24 protein-coding genes and 1 pseudogene are annotated in these 22,005 nt (G+C 48.3%); 10 read left to right on the top strand and 15 right to left on the bottom strand.

Going from position 1 to position 22,005, the window contains the following annotated elements:
* Positions 1 to 26: 26 nt before the first annotated feature.
* Complete coding sequence (gene cysS, locus ACI0FR_RS05245; protein WP_404906317.1) at positions 27 to 1,571, bottom strand: cysteine--tRNA ligase; 1,545 nt, start codon at positions 1,569 to 1,571, stop codon at positions 27 to 29.
* A gap of 410 nt (positions 1,572 to 1,981) precedes the next feature.
* On the opposite strand from cysS, the gene ACI0FR_RS05240 reads away from it, so the two are divergent.
* The gene (locus tag ACI0FR_RS05240) at positions 1,982 to 2,167 is read left to right on the top strand and encodes a hypothetical protein (RefSeq protein WP_374830095.1); all 186 of its coding nucleotides are present in this window, start codon (positions 1,982 to 1,984) and stop codon (positions 2,165 to 2,167) included.
* A 6-nt stretch (positions 2,168 to 2,173) separates the two neighbouring features.
* Here ACI0FR_RS05240 and ACI0FR_RS05235 read toward each other — a convergent pair whose 3' ends face one another.
* Both ACI0FR_RS05235 and ACI0FR_RS05230 read right to left on the bottom strand, forming a co-directional pair.
* Positions 2,174 to 2,788, bottom strand: a complete 615-nt coding sequence (locus tag ACI0FR_RS05235; protein ID WP_404906318.1) for a LysE/ArgO family amino acid transporter — start codon at positions 2,786 to 2,788, stop codon at positions 2,174 to 2,176.
* Between the two features lie 48 nt (positions 2,789 to 2,836).
* Entirely contained in the window at positions 2,837 to 3,616 is a 780-nt protein-coding gene (locus tag ACI0FR_RS05230) for an SOS response-associated peptidase (protein ID WP_404906319.1), read from the bottom strand.
* Between the two features lie 93 nt (positions 3,617 to 3,709).
* Here ACI0FR_RS05230 and ACI0FR_RS05225 point away from each other — a divergent pair, with 93 nt between their 5' ends.
* The 3 genes from ACI0FR_RS05225 to ACI0FR_RS05215 all read left to right on the top strand — a co-directional run bounded on the left by ACI0FR_RS05225 (position 3,710) and on the right by ACI0FR_RS05215 (position 5,082).
* Positions 3,710 to 4,165, top strand: a complete 456-nt coding sequence (locus tag ACI0FR_RS05225) for an NUDIX hydrolase (protein WP_404906320.1) — start codon at positions 3,710 to 3,712, stop codon at positions 4,163 to 4,165.
* A 65-nt stretch (positions 4,166 to 4,230) separates the two neighbouring features.
* Complete coding sequence (locus tag ACI0FR_RS05220) at positions 4,231 to 4,671, top strand: TIGR02301 family protein (protein WP_404906321.1); 441 nt, start codon at positions 4,231 to 4,233, stop codon at positions 4,669 to 4,671.
* Positions 4,672 to 4,824: 153 nt separating this feature from the next.
* On the top strand, positions 4,825 to 5,082 hold the full coding sequence (locus ACI0FR_RS05215) for a hypothetical protein (protein WP_374830087.1): 258 nt from the start codon (positions 4,825 to 4,827) through the stop codon (positions 5,080 to 5,082).
* 60 nt (positions 5,083 to 5,142) lie between these two features.
* On the opposite strand, the gene ACI0FR_RS05210 is transcribed toward ACI0FR_RS05215, so the two are convergent.
* A complete protein-coding gene (locus tag ACI0FR_RS05210; RefSeq protein WP_374830085.1) occupies positions 5,143 to 6,477 on the bottom strand; it encodes a dihydroorotase in 1,335 nt (444 codons plus the stop codon).
* Between the two features lie 73 nt (positions 6,478 to 6,550).
* Between ACI0FR_RS05210 and ygfZ the strand changes: the two genes are divergently transcribed.
* The 3 genes from ygfZ to ACI0FR_RS05195 are packed head-to-tail and all read left to right on the top strand — an operon-like array spanning position 6,551 to position 8,542.
* Positions 6,551 to 7,408, top strand: coding sequence for a CAF17-like 4Fe-4S cluster assembly/insertion protein YgfZ (gene ygfZ / locus ACI0FR_RS05205; protein WP_374830527.1), 858 nt, complete (start codon positions 6,551 to 6,553; stop codon positions 7,406 to 7,408).
* Between the two features lie 6 nt (positions 7,409 to 7,414).
* A complete protein-coding gene (locus tag ACI0FR_RS05200) occupies positions 7,415 to 8,032 on the top strand; it encodes a YfbR-like 5'-deoxynucleotidase (RefSeq protein WP_404906322.1) in 618 nt (205 codons plus the stop codon).
* Positions 8,033 to 8,542 carry a tyrosine phosphatase family protein gene (locus ACI0FR_RS05195; protein WP_404906324.1) on the top strand — a complete coding sequence of 170 codons (510 nt, stop codon included), beginning with the start codon at positions 8,033 to 8,035 and terminating at the stop codon, positions 8,540 to 8,542. It abuts the gene before it with no gap.
* Here the strand turns inward: ACI0FR_RS05195 and recO are convergent.
* The 6 genes from recO to bspA all read right to left on the bottom strand — a co-directional run bounded on the left by recO (position 8,532) and on the right by bspA (position 13,122).
* On the bottom strand, positions 8,532 to 9,269 hold the full coding sequence (recO, locus tag ACI0FR_RS05190) for a DNA repair protein RecO (RefSeq protein ID WP_374830078.1): 738 nt from the start codon (positions 9,267 to 9,269) through the stop codon (positions 8,532 to 8,534). The genes ACI0FR_RS05195 and recO overlap by 11 nt on opposite strands.
* A gap of 29 nt (positions 9,270 to 9,298) precedes the next feature.
* The gene (gene era / locus ACI0FR_RS05185; protein WP_374830525.1) at positions 9,299 to 10,195 is read right to left on the bottom strand and encodes a GTPase Era; all 897 of its coding nucleotides are present in this window, start codon (positions 10,193 to 10,195) and stop codon (positions 9,299 to 9,301) included.
* Positions 10,196 to 10,452: 257 nt separating this feature from the next.
* Positions 10,453 to 11,148 (bottom strand): ribonuclease III, encoded by a 696-nt coding sequence (gene rnc / locus ACI0FR_RS05180; protein WP_374830076.1) that lies wholly within the window; start codon positions 11,146 to 11,148, stop codon positions 10,453 to 10,455.
* A gap of 14 nt (positions 11,149 to 11,162) precedes the next feature.
* Positions 11,163 to 11,939: a signal peptidase I gene (gene lepB / locus ACI0FR_RS05175; protein WP_404906326.1), complete on the bottom strand. Its 777-nt coding sequence runs from the start codon at positions 11,937 to 11,939 to the stop codon at positions 11,163 to 11,165.
* Between the two features lie 201 nt (positions 11,940 to 12,140).
* Positions 12,141 to 12,545 carry a holo-ACP synthase gene (acpS, locus tag ACI0FR_RS05170; RefSeq protein WP_404906327.1) on the bottom strand — a complete coding sequence of 135 codons (405 nt, stop codon included), beginning with the start codon at positions 12,543 to 12,545 and terminating at the stop codon, positions 12,141 to 12,143.
* 4 nt (positions 12,546 to 12,549) lie between these two features.
* Entirely contained in the window at positions 12,550 to 13,122 is a 573-nt protein-coding gene (bspA, locus tag ACI0FR_RS05165; RefSeq protein ID WP_374830070.1) for a type IV secretion system effector BspA, read from the bottom strand.
* A gap of 261 nt (positions 13,123 to 13,383) precedes the next feature.
* Here bspA and ACI0FR_RS05160 point away from each other — a divergent pair, with 261 nt between their 5' ends.
* On the top strand, positions 13,384 to 14,595 hold the full coding sequence (locus ACI0FR_RS05160) for an MFS transporter (protein WP_374830523.1): 1,212 nt from the start codon (positions 13,384 to 13,386) through the stop codon (positions 14,593 to 14,595).
* A gap of 105 nt (positions 14,596 to 14,700) precedes the next feature.
* Here ACI0FR_RS05160 and hemN read toward each other — a convergent pair whose 3' ends face one another.
* From hemN to rpoZ, 5 genes are all read right to left on the bottom strand, one after another.
* A complete protein-coding gene (gene hemN / locus ACI0FR_RS05155) occupies positions 14,701 to 16,038 on the bottom strand; it encodes an oxygen-independent coproporphyrinogen III oxidase (protein ID WP_374830069.1) in 1,338 nt (445 codons plus the stop codon).
* 309 nt (positions 16,039 to 16,347) lie between these two features.
* A complete protein-coding gene (locus tag ACI0FR_RS05150) occupies positions 16,348 to 17,112 on the bottom strand; it encodes a Crp/Fnr family transcriptional regulator (RefSeq protein WP_374830067.1) in 765 nt (254 codons plus the stop codon).
* 157 nt (positions 17,113 to 17,269) lie between these two features.
* Positions 17,270 to 17,848: an orotate phosphoribosyltransferase gene (gene pyrE / locus ACI0FR_RS05145; protein ID WP_374830065.1), complete on the bottom strand. Its 579-nt coding sequence runs from the start codon at positions 17,846 to 17,848 to the stop codon at positions 17,270 to 17,272.
* An 8-nt stretch (positions 17,849 to 17,856) separates the two neighbouring features.
* Positions 17,857 to 20,103 carry a RelA/SpoT family protein gene (locus ACI0FR_RS05140; protein WP_374830063.1) on the bottom strand — a complete coding sequence of 749 codons (2,247 nt, stop codon included), beginning with the start codon at positions 20,101 to 20,103 and terminating at the stop codon, positions 17,857 to 17,859.
* A gap of 224 nt (positions 20,104 to 20,327) precedes the next feature.
* A complete protein-coding gene (gene rpoZ, locus ACI0FR_RS05135) occupies positions 20,328 to 20,732 on the bottom strand; it encodes a DNA-directed RNA polymerase subunit omega (protein ID WP_374830061.1) in 405 nt (134 codons plus the stop codon).
* Positions 20,733 to 21,156: 424 nt separating this feature from the next.
* Between rpoZ and ACI0FR_RS05130 the strand changes: the two genes are divergently transcribed.
* Positions 21,157 to 21,750 carry a LabA-like NYN domain-containing protein gene (locus tag ACI0FR_RS05130; protein ID WP_404909711.1) on the top strand — a complete coding sequence of 198 codons (594 nt, stop codon included), beginning with the start codon at positions 21,157 to 21,159 and terminating at the stop codon, positions 21,748 to 21,750.
* A 28-nt stretch (positions 21,751 to 21,778) separates the two neighbouring features.
* Positions 21,779 to 22,005, top strand: a pseudogene (locus ACI0FR_RS05125) (hypothetical protein); the annotation flags it as partial.

Below are 22,005 nucleotides of genomic sequence, written 5' to 3'. Positions count from 1 at the left end.
TTCTCCCCCACTCTTATTCCCGCCCGTCATCGTACCACTTCCCATGTGGTGACACGCTCACCGCTGATCGGATCTTTACCGTCTTGCAACTGGATACCATTGCTAAGCAAATCATCACGAATGCGATCTGCTTCTGCCCAGTTTTTGGCAGCAATCAAGGCCAAACGCTCATTGATTTTGGCTTCAATGGCATTTGCCTGATCAGCTTTGAGCTCAGCAAAAAGTGCGGCATCTTTTGCCATGAACAAAGGATCAAAAAGGCCAAGCAGAACCAATCCCTGTCCAAGCAGAGCAATGTTTTTATCCTTATAAGCCTTACGCAAAACGGTAATGCCTGCCCAGCTGTTAATGTCATCGCTAAGCGCTTCGACAAGTTCAGACACCTGATCCAGTTTTTCGCTTAAAACAAAGCCTTCTTCACGCAGCAAACGATACCAGCGCAGCAATTCTTCGCTTGATTCTTCCAGACGCTGCGATGTCCAATTGATCGGCTCGCGGTAAAGCGTTTGCAACATGGAGAAACGTGCAGCCAACCCCACCCATTGTTCGCGTTCACGCGCTGTTGCATCTGTTTTTTCCAGATGGGAGAAAGCCGCCAGATCACTGTTCAAAACATCACGAATGGTGATGAAATTACCGAGCGACTTGGACATTTTCTGCCCTTCGACCTGCAAAAATCCATTATGCATCCAGATATTGGCCATGCGCTGCGTATCAAATGCGCAGCATGTCTGGGCGATCTCGTTTTCATGATGCGGGAACACCAGATCGATACCACCGGCATGAATATCAAAAATATTCTTTTCCGGATCATCGCATTGCAAACCGCCACCAAAAGGCTCCAGCAGTTTGGCCATCGACATGGCAGAACACTCAATATGCCAGCCCGGACGACCATTAACCGCAATGCCAGCCGGTGAAGGCCAGCCCGGTTCACCCTGCTTGGACGGTTTCCACAGCACGAAATCCATTTCGTCACGCTTATAGGAAGCCACATCAACACGAGCACCAGCCAGCATTTCATCCAGAGAGCGACGTGCCAATGTGCCGTAACGGGCACCATAACCGGAGTCGGCTTTTTCATTCATGGCTGATGGTGAGAAAAGCACATGATCATCAGCCACATAGGCGATACCGCGTGTCACCAAACGTTCAATCATTGCCCGCATTTCATCCATATGGTCGGTTGCACGCGGCTGATGGGTTGGTGCCAAATTGCCAAGCGCGGTCACATCCGCCTGAAACTGCGCATTGGTGCTTGTCGTTACTTTGCGGATTGCCTCATTAAACGGCAAATCAGGATAATCGCGCACGGCACGCGCATTAATCTTATCGTCCACGTCGGTGATGTTACGCGCATAAGTGACATGATTTTCCCCATAAATATGGCGCAGCAAACGAAATAAAACGTCAAAAACGATAACAGGACGTGCATTACCGATATGGGCAAAATCATAAACTGTCGGCCCGCAGACATACATACGCACATTTTTCGCATCAATCGGAGCAAAGATTTCCTTGGTGCGGGTCAGCGTATTGTACAGTCTTAATTCAATATTTTGGGCAGTCATTGATCAGTCCCCTAAAAGCATCACGCAAGATGCAAGCAACACAAAAACGTACTTGTTACAGCCCGCTGGCCGGAACGTTGTCATCTTGGATGTAAAAAGGAGACGAAAACGGCCGAGCCAGCAGAATGCTAGCTAATAATAATCGCACAAATACAAGTGGTGATGGCGTTTATCGTTTTCATAAAATCACTTATCTCTGCCGCACCGGCTTTCGTCAAGTAATTTCTGATGCTTGGTTGCGATCTAAGATGACGCAGCCATCTGTGATTGGGAGCCGTTTTAAATTATCACGTATTTCATAGAAACACCTTAAAGCAGGCTCCAAGAAACCTTTTTTCAGACCAATTCTTTGGTGACATTAACACCCGCCAAAGCACCTTACTATTGGCCTTCAAAAAAGGAAACACAAAATGACCAGTAACCTGCATCATCGCTCAAACAAGCAAGCCGATCATCTGTTGGCTCATTATAGCAAAATTGGTTCTCCTGCAATTCTGGCGGCAGTCCGCCATATATCAGCGCGCAAAGCATCTCATATCGAGAACAATCATTATAATAAAAAGGCATTGGCTTTTGTGCTCAGCCGTAATGGCTGAGCACTGTTATGAAAAGAAATGGCTCAACAGGCTCAGTGCAATCAAGCTCATAATCACGCCGATGATAACATCAAGCACCCGCCATGCCGCCGGTTTGGCGAAAACAGGCTCCAGCAATCTGGCGCCATAGCCCAGTGCGAAGAACCAGACAAAAGAGGCAATTGCTGCACCTGCACCATAGGCTATACGGCTTTGCCCTTCAAAACGGGCAGAAAGACTGCCCAACAGAACAACTGTATCCAAATAAACGTGTGGATTTAAAAATGTGAGTGCCAGTGCCGTTAAAACAGCGGTTTTCAAACGACCGCCGCTTTGCTTTTTCGCGTGCATTGCTTCAGGATGAAGAGCACGTTTAAATGCGCCATAAGCATACCAAAACAGAAAAGCTGCGCCACCAAAAGTAACCGCTGTAATCAAACGTGGCGACTGGCTGATAAGTGAGCCAAGACCTGCAACACCAACAGTAATCAGCACGGCATCGGATAATGCGCAAATCAAGCAAATGATGAAAACATGCTGACGTAAAAGCCCTTGCCGCAAAACAAAGGCATTTTGTGCACCAATAGCAATAATCAGCGAAGCGCCGAGCAAAAAGCCTGAAAAAGTCGAAGAAAACAGCATAATCACCCTAATTGATTAACTTTATAAAATCAGCTCTGAAAATCGTTTTTAAAACATCGACAACTGGCCGCCGGAATCATCACCGCTATCGGTTTTCTTTTTCCGTTTCAATGCCGACTTTTGCGGTGCCAAATCTTCCTCCACCCTCTCCTGAACATCCGGTGTGATATTGGCCACATGATTGACCTTATCGGACACCGGAATTGCCTCGAAGAAATCATCCTCCACCGGTTGCATCAGATCTTCAACTTCATGCGGCAAATAATGTTTGCAATTGAGCCAGCGATTAAAATCTTCCGGCTTGATCACCACCGGCATACGGTCATGAATGGGGGCAAGGGTTTTATTGGCTCTGGTGGTTAAAAGCCCGCCCGTATCCACTTGTGAGCCATCTGTACCGTTCCATGTTTCCATCAAAGCGCCAAAAGCGACAATGCCACCTTCCCGCGGCCTGATCCAATAGGCTTGTCGTTTGTTTTTATCGACTTTACGCCATTCATAAAAACCGGAAGCCGGAACAAGCGCGCGAAAATGATTCATTGCAATACGGAATGAGTTTTTCTGCACAGCCGTTTCCGAGCGCATATTGATCATCAAAGGCCAGCTATTGGGATCTTTGACCCATGAAGGGATAAAGCCCCAACGCACCAAAATGCTTTTTCGATCCGGCAGATTGCTACCTTCCGGCCGGGCCTCTCCCGCCACCACCATCATGATTGGCTGAGTTGGTGCAATATTATAACGGGGCGGAAATTCCGCGTCGATAATGGCTGCAATAAATGCCTCCACCTCTTCCCGTGTTGCTATCAATGAAAATCTTCCGCACATAGAAAGTGATGTTCCGTTTTTTGCAGTGCCGGTCAAGCAAATATATGATTTAACGGGAGAGTACTTTACAAAAAGGGTCAATGTGCTTTGTCGATGATCAGCGAAATATTCTCCAAGCCGTTATATGATGTCGCCCCGATTGAAGGTGTTTCAGTGATCTGCCGACGTGAGGAGCGCTTTTTGCTAGTTAAGCGTGGCAAGGAACCTAAAAAAGACTGGCTGGCGTTTCCCGGTGGCAGTGTTGAAAAAGGTGAAACGCCAGAACAGGCAGCACAGCGCGAGCTACATGAAGAGACAGCACTTCATGCCAAAGCACTCAAACATTTTATCACTGTTGATTTAGCACTTGATGCCGGTGCATATGACCGCAGCTATTATCTGGCAATTTTCCGCGCTTATGATATTTCCGGCTGCGAACTGGCAGGTGATGATGCGGTATCGCTGCATTGGCTGACAGTTGAAGAAATGACAAATTTGCAAGTCACACCCAGTACATTGGAGGTCGCCCGCAAGGTTGTGGAAACGGAAAATTCAACCAATGCGCTATAAATTTAACTCTTTGCCTTGAACTCGCCGTGTTTCAACATCAAATAAAGCACTGAAAAGGACAGCTCATGTTCAACCGTTTCAAGAAATGGGCCGATCCGCGATCTGGTAAAAAAAACGGTCGGTTATGCAAGTGTGTTAATCGGAGCGTGGTTTTTGTTATCACCGTCTGCCTTGTGAGCAGCTCATTCATTCCCGCATATGCCAATGATGATGCTGCGCAGGAAAAAATGCTGCGTATTGCCGAAGTGTTAGGCTCTTTGCATTTTTTACGTAATTTATGTGGCGAGAACTCTCTTGTCTGGCGCGAGCAGATGGATGAGCTGATTGCCAAAGAAAATCCCGCCGAAGCAGAACGTCTTCGCCTGATTTCAAATTTCAACCGTGGTTATCGTAGCTATAGCGATACCTACAAACGCTGTACGCCTTCAGCTTTGGCTGCCATCGACAGTTACTTAAAAGAAGGCGCGCAACTTACGAAGGAATTGGTATCCCGATACGGGAATTAACTATCAATTAATTCATTCGTGAATTGACGGTTTTTTTTGATTCATATCGCGGGCAATGTGTTAGAAGAGCTAAAAAATAATGGGCGCCACATTTGCTTAACAATGAAGGCAGCACCATTTTTTCAAAGAAGGGCGTAAGCCGAGGTGATTTCAATGCAGCATACTCCTACTGATCTCGATGAACTGATTGCAGAAGAAAAAAAGCTGGCTGCGATTGAGTACCAGAATGAAGCTTGGGCTGATGGTATTTCGGAAGGCATCGAATCAGAAATTTTGGCTGAAGCTGCATTTGCGACAGCATTAACTGAATTGATCCGTGATGCTGGTGAAGATGCCGCAATCATTCTTATCGACAAGATGAAAGAACAGATCATTGCAGGCGGCTTTTTATCCACACGCCCGCTGCACTGATTTTTTTAAGTTTCAAATAAAAAAGCCGGACAAATTGTCCGGCTTTTTTTATATCTTGCATCAGCGCTTTGGCAGCGCTTCCAAAAACTCGACCGCCTCCCCCAGTGACGGATTGACGATTTCACCTTCCCACATCACTTTATGACCACGCACAAATGTGCCAACCGGCCAGCCGGTCACTTTCTTACCGTCATAAGGTGTCCAACCAGCTTTCGAGCCAGCCTGTGCATGGGTGATAGTTTCAACGCGCTTCATGTCAACGATAGTCAGGTCGGCATCATAACCAACGGCGATACGTCCCTTATTGGCCATGCCGAAAATACGGTTCGGACCAGCACTCGACAGATCAACAAAGCGTTCCAATGACAATTTACCGGCATTTACGTGATCGAGCATGATCGGCACCAAGGTCTGCACACCCGTCATACCGGATGGGGACGCCGGATAAGGTTTGGCCTTTTCTTCTAATGTATGCGGCGCATGGTCTGAGCCCAGCACATCAACAATGCCCTGCTCAATACCATGCCAAACACCATCACGGTGGCGGCTGTCACGCACCGGCGGGTTCATCTGGATGAGATTGCCAAGCGTTGCATAATCATCAGAAGACAAGGTCAAATGATGCGGCGTTGCTTCACAGGTAGCCACATCTTTGTGGTTCTGCAGGAATAAAATTTCTTCGGCAGTCGAGATGTGAAGTACATGGATGCGCGCGCCCGTTTCTTTGGCGATACGCACAAGACGTTGGGTGCAGGTTAAAGCTGCAATCTCGTCGCGCCAGACCGGATGACTGGAAGGATCACCGGCAACACGTAAATTTTCACGCTCTTTCAAGCGGAATTCATCTTCCGAATGAAAGGCAGCGCGGCGGCGGGTATTTTTAAGAATGGAGCGCACACCCTCATCATCATCGACCAGCAAATCACCGGTTGAAGAACCCATGAACACTTTAATACCTGCCGCACCTGGCAAACGCTCCAGCTCTGCCACATCTTTGGCGTTTTCTCGCGTGCCACCAACCCAGAAAGCAAAATCGCAATGCATGCGATGATGGCCGCGGCGCACTTTATCCGCCAAAGTTTCAGGGGTTGTGGTCAAAGGATTGGTGTTCGGCATTTCGAAAACAGTGGTCACACCACCAAGAACCGCTGCTTTTGAACCGGTTTCCAGATCTTCTTTGTGATCCAGACCCGGCTCGCGAAAATGCACCTGACTGTCGGTGACACCCGGCAAAATATGCAGACCTGTGCAATCAATCACTTCACCGGCGGAGTGGTTCTGCAAAGAACCGATGGCCGCGATGCGCCCGTTGCGAATACCAATATCACGCTGGCCGGTGCCATCGTGATTAACCAGCGTTGCATTTTTGAGGATGGTATCAAAGGTCTGTGCCATGTTTACACTCCGGTCTTGCGGCTGTCGTCAATGCGGCTTACGTAACACTTATGGCAAAGACAAGGAAGAAGACATGAATCTTTCCGGAAAAACCGCAAATTTAGATAATCGTGCTTTGGTGCTCGTGACAGGTGAAGAAGCCGAAAAGTTTCTGCAAGCTCTGATCACCACGGATCTGGGCTCTCTTGGTGCGGATGATCTTAAACCCGGTGCCTTACTGACACCGCAAGGCAAGATCATGTTCGATTTTCTGGTGTCGCGCGTTGAAAACGGGCTACGTTTGGATATGCCGGAAGAGATTGCCGCAAGTCTGATCAAGCGTTTGATGCTTTATCGTTTGCGCTCAAAAGCGGAAATTACACAAAGTTCTGAATCACTTATCACTGTTTCTTGGCAAAATGATTCTACTTCTTCACAAGGTGATTCAGGTAAACGCGATTTACGTTTTCCTGAAGATTTGAACGTGCGTCGTTTCTATGGTCAGCAATTTGATGAAAACAATATTGCAGGCTGGACTCAATTACGCATTGCCAATGGCATTACTGAGGGCAGTAATGACTTTGCCTATAATGATCTATTCCCGCATGACGTGAATTTTGACCAGATCGGTGGTGTATCGTTCACCAAAGGTTGTTTCATCGGGCAGGAAGTTGTCTCGCGCATGCAGCATCGCGGCACAGCTCGCAGACGCGCAATGGTGGCAACAGCGACAACGCCATTGCCTGAAAAAGGCACTGGTTTAACAGTCGGAGAGCGCGAAATCGGCAATCTTGGCGAAGTGAGCGGCACACAGGCCATTGCGTTTGTGCGTATTGATCGCGTGCAGGATGCGCTCGACAGCCAGACACCAATTATGGCGGGCGATGCGGAAGTTACGCTCACCATTCCGTCAACAGCAAAATATACCATGCCGGTTAAAGGTCAGGAATAATCCATCATGGCGGCAGCAGATCAAAGCACTGGTCAGGCACGTGCATGGCAGCGGATGCTGTCGGGGCGCAGGCTTGACCTGCTCGACCCCTCACCTTTTGATGTCGAGATTGAAGATATTGCCCACGGTCTTGCCCGTGTTGCCCGCTGGAACGGCCAGACAGTGGGAGAACATGCCTATTCAGTAGCGCAGCATTCACTATTGGTTGAGCAGATTTTCAACCATATCAAACCGGATGCCCATATTGATTGGCAATTGCTGGCCCTTTTGCATGATGCGCCTGAATATGTCATCGGCGATATGATTTCGCCGTTTAAAGCCGTGATGGGTGGCGACTATCAGCAGATTGAAAACCGTCTCGAAGCCGCCATTCACTTGCGTTTTTCACTGCCTGCCAAAATACCGGTTACGCTTAAAAAACTGATCAAACAGGCGGACCGTATTGCCGCTTATTATGAAGCGGTGCAGCTTGCGGGCTTTACAGACAAAGAAGCAGTGCGTTATTTTGGTCGTCCGCGCGGCGTCAATCCGGAAATGATCAAGCTAGAGCCGCAACCGACAGGTCAGGTGCAGCGGGCATTTCTGGCGCGTTTTGCCGAGCTTGATCAAAAGCGGAATGCATAAATGGCTAAGATCGTTGTCGCTCCCCAATCCAAGCTTGCTGAAGTGATTGCAGAACACAAGCCGCAAAAAATCATCACTCTGGTGAGCCCCGATGCAGAAGTCTCCCTGCCGTTACAGCTTCACAGCGATGATTATTTGCGTTTAAATTTCAATGATATTACCGAATTACGTGATGGATATATGGCACCAGAGCCGGAACATATTCACGCGCTATTGGATTTCAGCCGTACATGGAGCGGTGAAAAACCACTGTTTATTCATTGTTATGCCGGTATTTCGCGCTCCACTGCTGCGGCTTACATTCTGGCTTGTGCCTTGCAGCCAAAACGTGATGCACAGGAATTGGCAGACGTTTTGCGTCGACTATCCCCTTCTGCCACGCCTAATATCCGGCTTGTGTCGCTAGCCGATGAGATTTTGGGGTGCAATGGTGCGATGCGACAAGCCATTCAAAATATTGGTCGCGGGGCTGATGCCTTTGAAGGCTCTGTTTTTACGCTTATTCTGTAGCGTTTAAAAACCGGTTTAAAGCATTCAGGAAACCAGTGCGTGATTCAGGTGGCACCTGCGCACGAGGCTCCCATACATGACGCATCAGGAAAAATCCGGTCAATTTATAAGCATCCTGAATATCATTAAGACATGACGGGCGTGTCTGGCTGCTGATGACAAATTTCGGCAGGCTCAGTAATTTATCCGCCCAAGGCGCCCCGCCCACACGCGACACGGCACGGCCGGATTTAGGCGAAACATAGATCAGATCATCCACTGCACCGGTCGCCGCACATTGACGTAAATCAAGCCCGAAGCCCAATTCTTCCAGCAGCATCAGCTCAAAGCGCAACAGCAATTCGCCCGACACAAATGCATCGTCAAAATGATTGATGATGAGAGTGAGCGTTTCATAAAGGCCGGGATGAGCATCACGCTCCGGCAACAAGCGCAAGTGGCAAGCGGCCAACTGAATGCCATAAAGCGCAATCGGGCTTTCAATCAGCCGCGCTGCAGCAAAGCCCAAAGGCTCGATCTGAAACGCGCCCATATGTTCATCAAGGCGCGCCCACCAGTGGATCGAAACATGATTGCCCGGTTGCAACAAAGGCTGCTGACGGCGCGAACGACCACCACGGACAAGCCCCAAATGGCGTCCGTGATGACGGGTCATGACCTCCAGAATAACACTGGTTTCGCCGTGTTTCCTAGTGCCTAGAATAATACCTTCATCACGCCATTCCATCTGACTTGCCGCCCTTTATGAGTTCGGGCTTAAGAGTTCGGAAAGGTCAGTCCCATTTCACGGTAACGTTCCGGATCATTGCCCCAGTTCTCACGCACCTTCACAAACAAGAAGAGATGCACCGGCTGTTCCAGAATCTCTGCAATTTCTTTACGTGCCGACTGGCCGATCACCTTGATGGTTTCGCCTTTATGGCCAAGCACAATCTTCTTCTGGCTGTCGCGCTCGACATAGATAACCTGTTCGATACGAACAGAACCGTCTTTGCGTTCTTCCCAGCGTTCGGTTTCGATGGTTGAAGAATATGGCAGTTCTTCATGCAAGCGCAAATAAAGCTTTTCACGGGTGATTTCGGCGGCAAGCTGACGCATCGGCATATCGGAAATCTGGTCTTCCGGATAATACCAAGGGCCATTTGGCACAGCATCAGCCAGATATTTGGTCAGATCTTTACAACCTGAACCATTCAGCGCCGAGATCATGAAGGTGCGATCAAAACTGGCTTTTTCATTAGCGGCAGCAGTGAGTTTCAACAATGCTGGCGGATCAACGCGGTCGACTTTGTTCAGCACCAAAATCTTCTTCTGGCGAACCTTTTCAAAGCTTTCCAATAGTGCCACTGCGCTTTCATTCATGCCGCCCTGCGCATCAATGATCACCAGAATAATATCGGCATCCTTGGCACCGCCCCAAGCAGTTGTTACCATTGCGCGGTCAAGACGGCGCTTTGGACGGAATATACCCGGTGTATCGATCAACACGACCTGACTGTCGCCCTCGATGAAAATACCGCGCACCAGCGCCCGCGTCGTCTGCACCTTATGGGTGACGATTGAAACTTTGGTACCAACAAGCTGGTTGACCAGTGTCGACTTGCCTGCATTCGGTGCACCAATCAATGCGACAAAGCCCGAACGGGTTGTCATATTTTCAAATGCCGGATTTTGATTTCCAGTATTCGCTGGTCCCGCATTTTCATTTCCAGCATTTTTAGGCGCTGAATTTTCTTGTCCATCCGGCGCAGTTTTATTGTTATTTTCCATTTTCTGCCCTTCCGGCACGACCTGATTTTAAATTCCGGTCTTTTAGTCTTCCAATATAAAAGCAGTTGTGACGCTTCAAACGCATCCCAACTGCTTCATTATAACCTGATTATCTGCATATTTCATCATTCATGCAGATTTCAATCTTCTTTCCACACGCCTTCGCGTAAAAGCACTTTTTCTGCGGCCACTTGCTGCGCCAAGCGCTTGGAACGGCCATCACCACGCTCTGACGGAAAGCCTGCAATGGTAACTTCCACAGTAAATTGCGGATCATGATCTGGACCGCTGCGGCCGATCACTTCATAAACCGGATGGAGATTGCCCTGCTGATGCGCCCATTCCTGCAATTCGGTTTTGGCATCACGGCGTGCCGCTCCCGTTTGCTGTGAGCGGGTTTTCCAATAGCGGTCAATAAACTGACGTGCTGCATCCAATCCACCATCAAGATAGATCGTCGCGATCAAAGCTTCAATCACATCGGCGCGCACATTGGCAAGACGTTTGTCTTTTACCGTTTTAATGTCAGCACCTGTGCGGATGATATTGCCCAAAGACAATTCATCAGCGATGGCCGCACAGGTTTCTGCATTGACCAACGCATTCAAGCGCACCGATAACTCCCCCTCGGCAGCATCCGGGAATGCCATATAAAGCATTTCTGAAATACAAAGACCCAGGACGCGGTCGCCCAAGAACTCCAGCCGCTCATAACTTTCACCCGCTTCCACCTGTACGCTGGAATGGGTTAAAGCCCTTTCCAATCGTTCAAGATTAGCGAATTTGTGGCCTGTGCGCTCTTCGAGGAGTGCAAGGTTTTGTGCATCTAACGGCATGATATGCTCAACAATTATGGCGCTGTTACTTCTGTATGCGGCTTACCATTGACCGAGGTCAGCAAACGGCTGCCACGCAATTCGGATGGCCACTTCCAGATTTCCAACGGGCTTGCCTTACCGGCAATCGAGAAGAAAATAATATTAGCACGGCCAACAAGGTTTTCGTAAGGCACATAGCCCACACCAAAACGGCTATCGAGAGAATTATCACGATTATCGCCCATCATGAAATAATGGCCTTCCGGCACTTCAAACACACGGGTGTCATCACCCATTGTGCCCTGCGCCAGATCCAATGTGTCATAGCTTACACCATTGGGCAGGGTTTCACGATAGACATCAACAGGGCGGTTCTGTTCGGTCACATCCGGATTGCTGATTGTGCCGATTTTCTCGCGCTGCACCGGTTCGTCATTGATATAAAGCGCGCCGCCGCGCATCTGCACACGGTCACCCGGTAAACCAATCACGCGTTTGATATAGTCGATATTGGTGTCGCTCGGCAGTTTGAAAACCACCACATCACCACGCTTAGGTTCTGAACCCCAAATGCGACCGGAAAACAAATCCGGTGACAACGGCAAAGAGTATTTCGAAAAGCCATAGGAGAACTTTGAAACGAAGAGATAATCACCTTCCAGTAAAGTCGGGCGCATCGAACCTGATGGAATGCTGAACGGCTGGAACAAAACTGTCCGGATAACCAGAGCCAACAAAAGTGCCTGAATGATAACTAGTATGGTCTCGCCAATACCGCCGGATTTTTTAACTTTGTTCTTGCTCGACACGCTTTACAATCTCCGCATTGGACATGGCATTTTGGCATTATGGGTATCAAAATTCACGAAACACACAATCCCAATCATTATGCTGCACAATTCACCGACACAAGACCGGAGATGCAGCCAAAAACCGAAGAAATTGGCGACGGTCAAATCAACTTATCCCGTCACCAACCCAGCCTTAAAAAAGAAATCACCGAAATGCAATTAAACTGGCCGCTTTATTGCTTCAATAATTACAAAAGCCTGTGCGAGAGGAAAATCATCGGTAATTGTCAGATGTATGGCAGAGTCACAATCATCCGGCATTATTTTATGAAGAGCATCCAATGCACCGCCTGTCAGTTTCATCGTCGGCTTGCCTGACGGCAAATTGACAACGCCCATATCGCGCCAGAAAACCCCTTGCGCAAGGCCGGTGCCCAACGCTTTGGAGCAGGCCTCTTTCGCAGCAAAACGCTTGGCGTAGGATGCAGCTTTTTCTTTGCGGTTTTCAGATTTCTTCTGTTCGAGATCGGTAAAAACGCGCTTTTTAAAACGATCGCCATGCCGCTCAATCGCTTTTTCAATTCTGCGGATGTCGATCAGATCACTGCCGATACCAATAATCATTTATTCAAGATATCCTGCTCTCACGCCGCGTCAGCTGACGATTTAACCGGCTTTCCGTCTGTTTTTTGCGAAACTCCGTGACCGCCACCCGTGTCACGCCATAAACGAGTACGGCAAACAAAGCGCCCAGAATAGTGGAGCCAAGCAGCATCGGCTTGATCAATGGTGTCCAGATTTCAGTAAAACGCATGGTTTCAATAGCACGCACCAGATTAAGTGACCCTGCCCCATCAGCATTTCCGCCACTGATAACAAAACGGCCCAGCTCATAGGTACCGCCCCAAATGAACGGTAAAGTCAACGGATTGGCAACGGCTGTTCCTAACACTGCGGCACCAATATTACCGGCGAGCAGATAAGCCAATATCACCGCAATGATAAAATGAAAGCCGAAAAACGGGGTAAAGGCTGCAAATACACCAATCGCCAACCCGGCCGCAATTGCATGCGGGGAAGCCGTAATCCGCATAACCCGCTTGCCATAATAGCGAAACGAGCGGGAAAAAGATTTGCGAGGCCACAATAGAAGACGGAGCTTCTGACGGTAACTCGGCTTATGACGAGAGCGAAACAACATGTGGCTGTCATACCCGGGCTTGCGCCCTGAAACAATTACTAAATGCTTAACAAGCTTAGCTCAAAATGTCTCATTACACAAATACCAACCGAAACTTCAGTGAAAATTCAGCAATCGGTCAATAAGGCGTACCGAAAAGACCGACAAATATGAATGAGATGATCAATCCTTTTAATTTGACTAGCCATTGCTTGCTCAATAACTAAAGTAAGATCAGTAATTATATTACAATAAATGCGGCTGCGGAGCAGAATTATGACGATGAATACGGCTGATGAAACCAGCCTGGGCTCTAACCGGCCATCCGAAACTACTGCGATCAATATCATTCTGGCAGTGAGTTTTGGTCACTTTCTCAACGATATGATGCAATCGCTATTACCGGCGATTTATCCGATTCTGAAAGATAATTACAGCCTGACATTTTGGCAGATCGGCTTATTGACTTTTATTTTCCAGCTCACCGCCTCCATTTTGCAGCCTGTCGTCGGCATTTATACCGACAAACATCCGATGCCCTATTCCCTGACAGCCGCGATGGCTTGCACTTTTGTCGGGCTTATTGTGCTGGCAAATGCCCATAATTATCCGGTGCTTCTGTTAGGTGCTGCCTTGGTCGGCCTTGGTTCTTCTATTTTCCATCCGGAATCATCACGTGTCGCACGTCTTGCTTCCGGCGGGCGCCATGGTTTTGCCCAATCACTGTTTCAAGTGGGTGGCAATATCGGCTCATCCCTCGGGCCGTTGCTTGCAGCCTTCATCGTGCTGCCATTTGGTCAGGGCAGTGTCAGCTGGTTCTCGATTGCAGCGCTCATCGGCATGTATGTATTGTGGCGCGTCGGCCAATGGTACACGGCTTATCGCTTGGCTAATGCAAAACGTCCGCAGCTAGATAAATCCCTGCCATTACCGGGTAAAAAGGTTGCATTTGCCGTCGGTGTCTTGGCAGTATTGATTTTCACCAAATATATTTATCTGGCAAGCTTCACCAGCTATTACACCTTCTACACCATCAGCCATTTTAATGTGAGTGTGCAAACATCTCAAATTCTGCTGTTCTTGTTCTTAGGCTCAGTGGCAGCAGGCACAATCGTTGGCGGCCCCATCGGTGATAAAATCGGCACCCGCACCGTTATCTGGGTGTCAATTTTGGGAATTTTGCCTTTTACGCTCATTCTGCCATATGCCAATCTGCCTTTAACAGCGGTACTGACGATGGTGATCGGCTTTGTGCTGGCTTCAGCCTTCCCTGCCATTATTGTTTTTGCGCAAGAACTCTTACCAGGCCGCGTTGGTATGGTTTCCGGCCTTTTCTTTGGCTTTGCTTTTGGGATTGCCGGTATTGCTGCAGCACTTTTGGGCATTGTCGCGGATGCGAAGAGCATTGAATATGTTTATCACGTCTGTTCGTTCTTGCCGGCATTAGGGCTCGCTGCAATCTTCCTGCCGAAATTGCATAAACATAAAGCTTGAAATACGCGCTTAAAATGAAAGCATCGCACTCAGCCCCCACTGAGTGCGATGCCCATTGCCGCTCCCCCCGCATAAATGCACGGGCCGGCTACCCCACAAGTGCGCTCAAACGGCGAAGCTAAAGCCGTGAACATTTCCCCTGCGGAATTCGTCAAATATTGCTGCCACTGGTCGAATTAATTGTCGTTTTTGACGACTCATCGCGATGACGCCATCTCTGACAGTCACGATGCCATCAGCAATCAGTGGCCTCAATAGTGCCATTTCATCAGAAAAATCAACACCTAAGGCCAGCTTATTGAGATCTGCCTGAAAATTACACATCAATGCCAATATAACGTCAGCACGAGTGCGATCTCTATCACGCATAATATGGCCACGCATTGTCGCCAATCGACCCGCTCGGACAAATTGGCCATATTGTTTAATATCGGATATATTTTGCGCAAAACCGCCCCAAAACTGTGAAATAGATGAAGGACCGAAGCCAATCAATGTTGGGCAGTTGTCATCTGTATAACCTTGGAAATTGCGGTTCAACCGCCCTTCCCGTGCTGAAATGGCCAGAGGATCATCGGGCAAAGCAAAGTGATCAATGCCAATCTCCTCATAGCCGAAATCTTTAAAACACTGGCGAACCACGGCCGCTTGTGCATAACGCGCATCAGAATCCGGCAATGCTGCATCGTCAATCAAACGCTGATTGGCACGGCGTTGTGGCAAATGTGCGTAACCGTAAAATGCAACCCTATCAGGTGCAAACGCACGCACATTCCGGCATGTTTCACGCAGTGTTTCTTCTGTCTGCAGCGGCAGACCATAAATCAAATCAAAATTGATACGTTCGATGCCGGCTTTTCGCAAATTATCAACGGCGCCTTTCACGATTGATAAAGGCTGCACGCGGCCAATCGCTTTTTGCACTTCTGGATCCACATCCTGCACCCCCAATGAAGCACGATTGACGCCCTGCTCCGCCAGAACCTTAGTCAGTTCAGCTGTGACTGTACGCGGATCAAGTTCAATCGCATGTTCCATCTGCGGATCAAAATCGAAATGCTCACGTAATGCAGTAATGATCTTTTCAAATTGCCGCGCATGTAAGATTGATGGAGTTCCACCGCCCCAATGTAGATGCTTCACCATCGGACGGGATGATAAATGCTGGCCAGCCAAGCGAATCTCAGTCAATAAATCCTGCACAAAATTATCGATTACATCGTCACGACGCGCAACTTTGGCATGGCATCCGCAATAATGGCAAAGCTGTCGGCAATAAGGAATATGCAGATAAAGCGAGACCGCTTCCTGCGGAGCTAGCTGGCGCAACCAACTACTCATCTGTGTGTGTGTTACCTGCGAGGTAAAGTCTGCTGCGGTCGGGTAAGATGTATATCTGGGCACTGCTAGAGAAGCATAATGGCGGACAATTTCTTCTTGCATCTTAATGCTCCGCGCTTCCGATTTTTGCCAATACAGAAAGCTGATGTGCAGCACAAGACATCGAGATCATTAGAATATTAATGATAATCATAGCAGCACAGAACGTCATCATCAGCCTCTTGAAGACTATAAAAATATTTCCGGCAGTCACAATGTATCAAGTGCCGGATTCAATTTCCTACAATCATGGAAACTATGGGATGATAGTAAGCAGCGATGAAATATTCAGCATTGATCATAATCAATCCATGCGGCGCAATAATATTAAATATAATTAATCTGTGAAGAAGCGAACAGAAGCACAGCAGATCAGGCGTTCGCGTTACCCATCAAATGGTCAATATCAAGACCGGCAACTGCTGCCAGCGAACGATAAGACATAATTTCCACCGTATTGGCATCAATCAGATGGATCAGTCCTTGTGTCTTTAACTTGGTAAAGCTGCGACTAACCGTTTCAATGGTTAAGCCCAGATAATCGGCAATATCAGTGCGGTTCATTGCCAGATGTACCGGATTGGTGGTGCCATTGGCCTGCGGGCGATTGGCCAGCAACAACAGAAAGCTCGCCAATTTTTCAACCGGCGCCAAACGACCAAGGATCATTTGATTATCATGCGCCTGACGCAGCGCAAATTTGGTCATTTCGTAAAGACGTTCTTTCAGTTGCGGATAACGCTCCATCAAAGCATTCATCTCGCGGTCTGAAAACGAACAAAGGACAGATGGCACCACCGCTTCCACGGTTTGCGAATGCACATCATCATCGGCAAGACCCAAATAACCACCCGGAAACAAAAAACCGGAAATCTGACGGCGGCCGTCAGGCAGTGATGTATAAAGACGCAGCATACCCGAGGTTAAACTATAGACGCGGTTTTTTTCCTGCCCCTCTTCCACCAACATTTCATTGGCGCCAAGCTGTTTAGAGCTCATTATTGCTTCGAGCGCATCCAGCTCATCCCCGTCAAGCGCTGCACAAACCGCAAGGTGACGCACACAGCAATCGGCACAGACGCTGCATGTTTCACGTTTCGATTTTTCTGCTGGATGGCATGGCAACGCTGAAGACACTATTTAATCACCCTTGTATAACTATTACAAAATCAGGTTATTTTTATTAAATACAAGTAGCATAATTCTAACAATTTGTCAGAAAACACAATGAATTGCGAGATAATTCTTATCCCACAATTCCAATTATCAATATTTACGCAAAAAAGTATGCGTTTTAAATATTACGGCTACCCGGTTTGACCGCCGGAATGGCCGCCAATTCAGGTGGCAAGGCATCGGCCGAATAAGCAGGTACCGCATATTCGGCGAGCGCGATCAGCTTCGTGCCAACATCGACCTTACCAGCTGAGCGGTCAACGATACAAGCAGCAGCTACGACTTCAATGCCGAGATCTTCCATGCAGGTAATTGTTTCCCGAATAGACAAGCCAGTTGTCACGATATCTTCAACGATAACAACGCGCGAGCCTTTCGGCACATCAAAACGGCGCAAACGGAAAACGCCATTCTCGCGCTCGACCCAAACTGAAGGCACGCCTAAATGGCGCGATGTTTCATAGGACGGGATCAGCCCGCCGATTGCAGGGCCGACCACATAGTCAATCCGACCCAGACCAGCTGCTTTAATTTTTTCAGCCAATGCTTTGCACAGTTTTTCTGTTTTATCAGCGTGCATGAAAACACGAGCTTTTTGTAAGAAAACGGGACTACGCAAACCTGAGGTGAGGATAAAATGGCCTTCAAGGATGCCGCCCGCCTCACGAAAGACGGCCAAAACGTCATCGGTGTTCATATTTTTTCCTATCCGTTCACGCGGCTGGCGCTGGAAACGCAAGCGCTTTCTTTAAGTTGTGAAATAATCCGGTTGAGATGTTTTAAATCCCAGACTTCTACATCGATCAATAATTCAGTAAAGTCCGGCGCTTTGCGGATCATCGACAAATTGTGGATATTGGTGTCATTGGCAGCAATAATCTGCGCAATTTCCGCCAAAGAGCCAGGTGAGTTGATTGCCGAAATGCTGATACGCGCCGGAAATCTTTCGTGCATTTCACCATCAATATCCCAACGGATATCAATCCAACGTTCCGGCTGATCGTCATAGGCAGTCAGAGCCGGTGACTGGATCGGATAAATGGTGATGCCCGACCCGGGCTGCAAAATACCGACAATACGGTCGCCCGGCACCGCCCCTTCAGGCGCAAAACGCACCGGCAAATCAGAATTGGCGCCACGAATCGGCAATGCATTTTTGCCGGGTTTTGCTGTTGCGCCCTCACCGTCCACCTCGGTTCCGCCTTCCGGAACTTTAAAAATCATTCCGGCCGCATTTTGAATATTGAACCAGCCTTTTTCACCGGTTTGAGGCGGGGTCTGTGTTGTCACACGCGTATCCTGATAATCAGGATAAACAGCTTTTACCACATCCGCAGAAGGAAGCTCACCGCGCCCGACTGCTGCCATCACATCTTCAACATCCTTACGTGCCAGACGCGGCAGCCCCGGTTTTAAAATATCCTTGCTGAACGGTTTGCCGGCACGCTCAAAAGCCCGCTCCAATATACGCATGCCAAGGCCGGAATATTGCTTGCGCACAGCCGAACGGGTGGCGCGGCGAATGGCCGAACGCGCCTTACCGGTTGCAACCAGCGATTCCCATGCAGCAGGTGGCACCTGCGCCTTGGAGCGGATGATTTCCACTTCATCACCATTTTTCAGCTTGGTCATCAGGGGCATGATGCGACCATTAACCTTGGCACCCACGCAACTGTCACCGACATCGGTATGAACCGCATAAGCAAAATCAATCGGCGTTGCACCACGCGGCAAGGCAATCAAGCGACCTTTTGGTGTAAAGCAGAAAACCTGATCCTGAAACAATTCCAGCTTGGTGTGTTCGAGAAACTCTTCCGGATTATCGCCTTCCGACAAGGTCTCGATAGTCTGGCGCAACCATGCATAAGCATTGGTTTCTTTCGAAATTGAAGTGCCGCCATTGGTCGGCGTTCCGCTGCCGCGATCTTTATAGATCGAGTGTGCCGCAACACCATATTCAGCCACATCGTCCATGGCACGGGTGCGGATTTGCAGTTCTACGCGTTGGCGGGATGGCCCGACAATGGTTGTATGGATCGAGCGATAATCGTTTTGTTTCGGTGTCGAGATATAATCTTTAAAACGACCCGGCACCATCGACCAAGTACTATGAATGATACCCAAGGCGCGATAACAATCCTCAACAGTATCGACAACGACGCGGAAACCGAAAATATCGGAAAGCTGCTCAAAAGAGAGCGCTTTCGTTTCCATTTTGCGGAAAACCGACCACGCTTTTTTCTGCCGGCTTTTCACTTCCGCCTTGATACCATTGGCCGCAAAAAGCTCGGATAAATCGCTTTCGATCTTCTTCAGAATACCTCGGTTTTTTTCCAAAAGCTCTGCCAAGCGGTCGGTCACCGCCCGCCATGCTTCCGGATTGATATAGCGGAAAGCCAGCTCCTCCAGCTCTTCACGCATATCCTGCATACCCATGCGTCCGGCTAGCGGCGCATAAATATCCATGGTTTCCTCAGCAATACGCAGACGTTTGTCTTCACGCATCACGCCAAGTGTGCGCATATTGTGCAAACGGTCAGCAAGCTTGACCAAAAGCACCCGCACATCATCCGAAATTGCCAGCAATAATTTGCGCAAATTTTCGGCTTGAACGGCTTTTTTAGAAACCAGATCCAGCTTTTTAAGCTTGGTCAGCCCTTCAACCAGCTTACCGATTTCGGGGCCGAAAAGCTGATCGATTTCAGCGCGTGTTGCATCGGTATCCTCAATAGTATCGTGCAGCAAGGCAATGGCAATCGTTGCCTCGTCAAGGCGCATATCGGTGAGGATTGCAGCTACTTCCAGCGGGTGCGAGAAATAAGGATCACCGGAAGCGCGCTTCTGACTTCCGTGTTTTTGCATGGCATAAACATAGGCCTTGTTGAGGAGCGCCTCGTTTACATCTGGCTTGTATCGCTGCACGCGTTCCACAAGCTCATATTGGCGCATCATCGACAGAAACTCCTATACAAAAACAAACACATCCGTGCTTTTAAAGTAAACCATGCATTTCTACTGACAAGTGTATTTTTCCAACACCATCAGTTATTATTATGTAAGTTCTTATATGCGATCTGCACAGCAGCCAGCATAAGTCAAAAAAATGCGCCACAAGCAAAAGCTGCGGCGCATATCAAAAAACTCAACGACCGGCCGTGACCGGCAGTATAAATTTATTAGAAGTCGTCGCTTTTTTCCGGAGCAACCAGACCTTCAATGCCGGCCAGCAATTCTTCTTCAGACATTTGATCGAAGACGACTGCTTCTTCTTCACCGGCTTCTACAATACCTTCAGCTGTGGCATCAATGCTACCGGTCAACAATGCAGTTGGTGCGGCTTCAGGTTCGTCCACTTCCACATGCTTCTGCAGTGAATGGATCAGATCTTCCTTCAGATCATCAGGTGAAAGTGTTTCATCGGCGATTTCGCGCAATGCAACAACAGGGTTTTTGTCGTTATCGCGATCGACGGTAATCTGTCCGCCTTGCGAAATCTGGCGTGCACGATGACTGGCAAGCAGAACCAGCTCAAAGCGGTTGTCTACCTTGTCTACGCAATCCTCAACGGTGACGCGGGCCATCAGTGGTCCCTTTCATAATACGATCTTTAACGAAATTTGTCTGCACATAACGCGAAATCCGAAAAAAAACAAGTAAAAGCCGCGCGAAACAAGCCGCACGCCCTCATTTTTGCAAGCCGCGATATATTGCACAACCAATTTTTTTATTTCGTCTGGAGTTTAACAGTCACCATCAATGTTAGCAAGCTGGGCAGAGCTCAAGCAAAGTCTTATAAAAAATAGTTCAATTATCAACATTTAAGCCCTTACAATTAGGGCAAATCAACCTAAGGTTGCTTGTATTTCTGTATATTCCCCTTAGAAAATAAGGCCAAGACGTAAGTTGCACCAAAAAGTTCTTTTGACGTCGCCATTTATATGTTTCACGAAGGCCATCCAGTTGAACTGGTTTTTAGGCCCATGCCTGTAGAGTGGATTTTTACATATGTTCGATTCCCGTGAAAAGATCGCCCTTTTCATTGACGGCGCTAATCTTTATGCAGCCTCCAAAACACTTGGTTTCGACATTGACTATCGCAAATTATTAAAAGCATTTCAAAACCGTGGCTACTTGCTGCGTGCTTATTATTACACAGCATTGGTAGAAGATCAGGAATACTCGTCAATTAGACCTTTGATTGATTGGCTGGATTATAACGGCTACAAGGTCATCACCAAGGCTGCCAAAGAATTTACCGACGCAACCGGACGTCGCAAAGTCAAAGGCAATATGGATATCGAGCTAACCGTCGATGCAATGCAATTGACCGATGCCATCGATTATTTTGTTATCTTCTCCGGTGACGGCGATTTCCGTTCACTGGTTGAAGCATTGCAGCGTAAAGGCCGCAAAGTCTCCATCGTTTCTACACTGACGACACAACCTGCAATGATTTCTGATGAATTGCGCCGTCAGGCTGACCATTTCATCGATCTCGTTTCACTGAAATCTGAAATCGGCCGTGAAATGTCCGAACGTCCGCAACAGCAGCAGGCACCTCGTTTAGTGGCTGACGAAATGGAAGACGACGATTATTGATCGCGTACCGATCAATTGAAGGGTTCCAATGATACATCCTTCACATGATTGTGCTATTTGTCCGCGCTTGCATGATTTTTTACAAGAATGGCGCATTAAAGAACCGGAGTGGCACAATGCTCCGGTTTCGCCTTTTATGCCTGTTGGCGGCGATGACAGTGTCAGCCTGATGATTATCGGACTTGATGTGGTGGACGGCCTCCTGATCCGCTTTTGTGCGATAGTGTGGTTGTTTTTAAAAGCCACCAAGGAGAA

The organism is Paenochrobactrum sp. BZR 201-1, assembly GCF_044987585.2.
Lineage (GTDB): Bacteria > Pseudomonadota > Alphaproteobacteria > Rhizobiales > Rhizobiaceae > Paenochrobactrum > Paenochrobactrum pullorum.
Note: the sequence above shows the minus strand (reverse complement) of the source record. Positions and strands in the feature narration are given on the sequence as shown.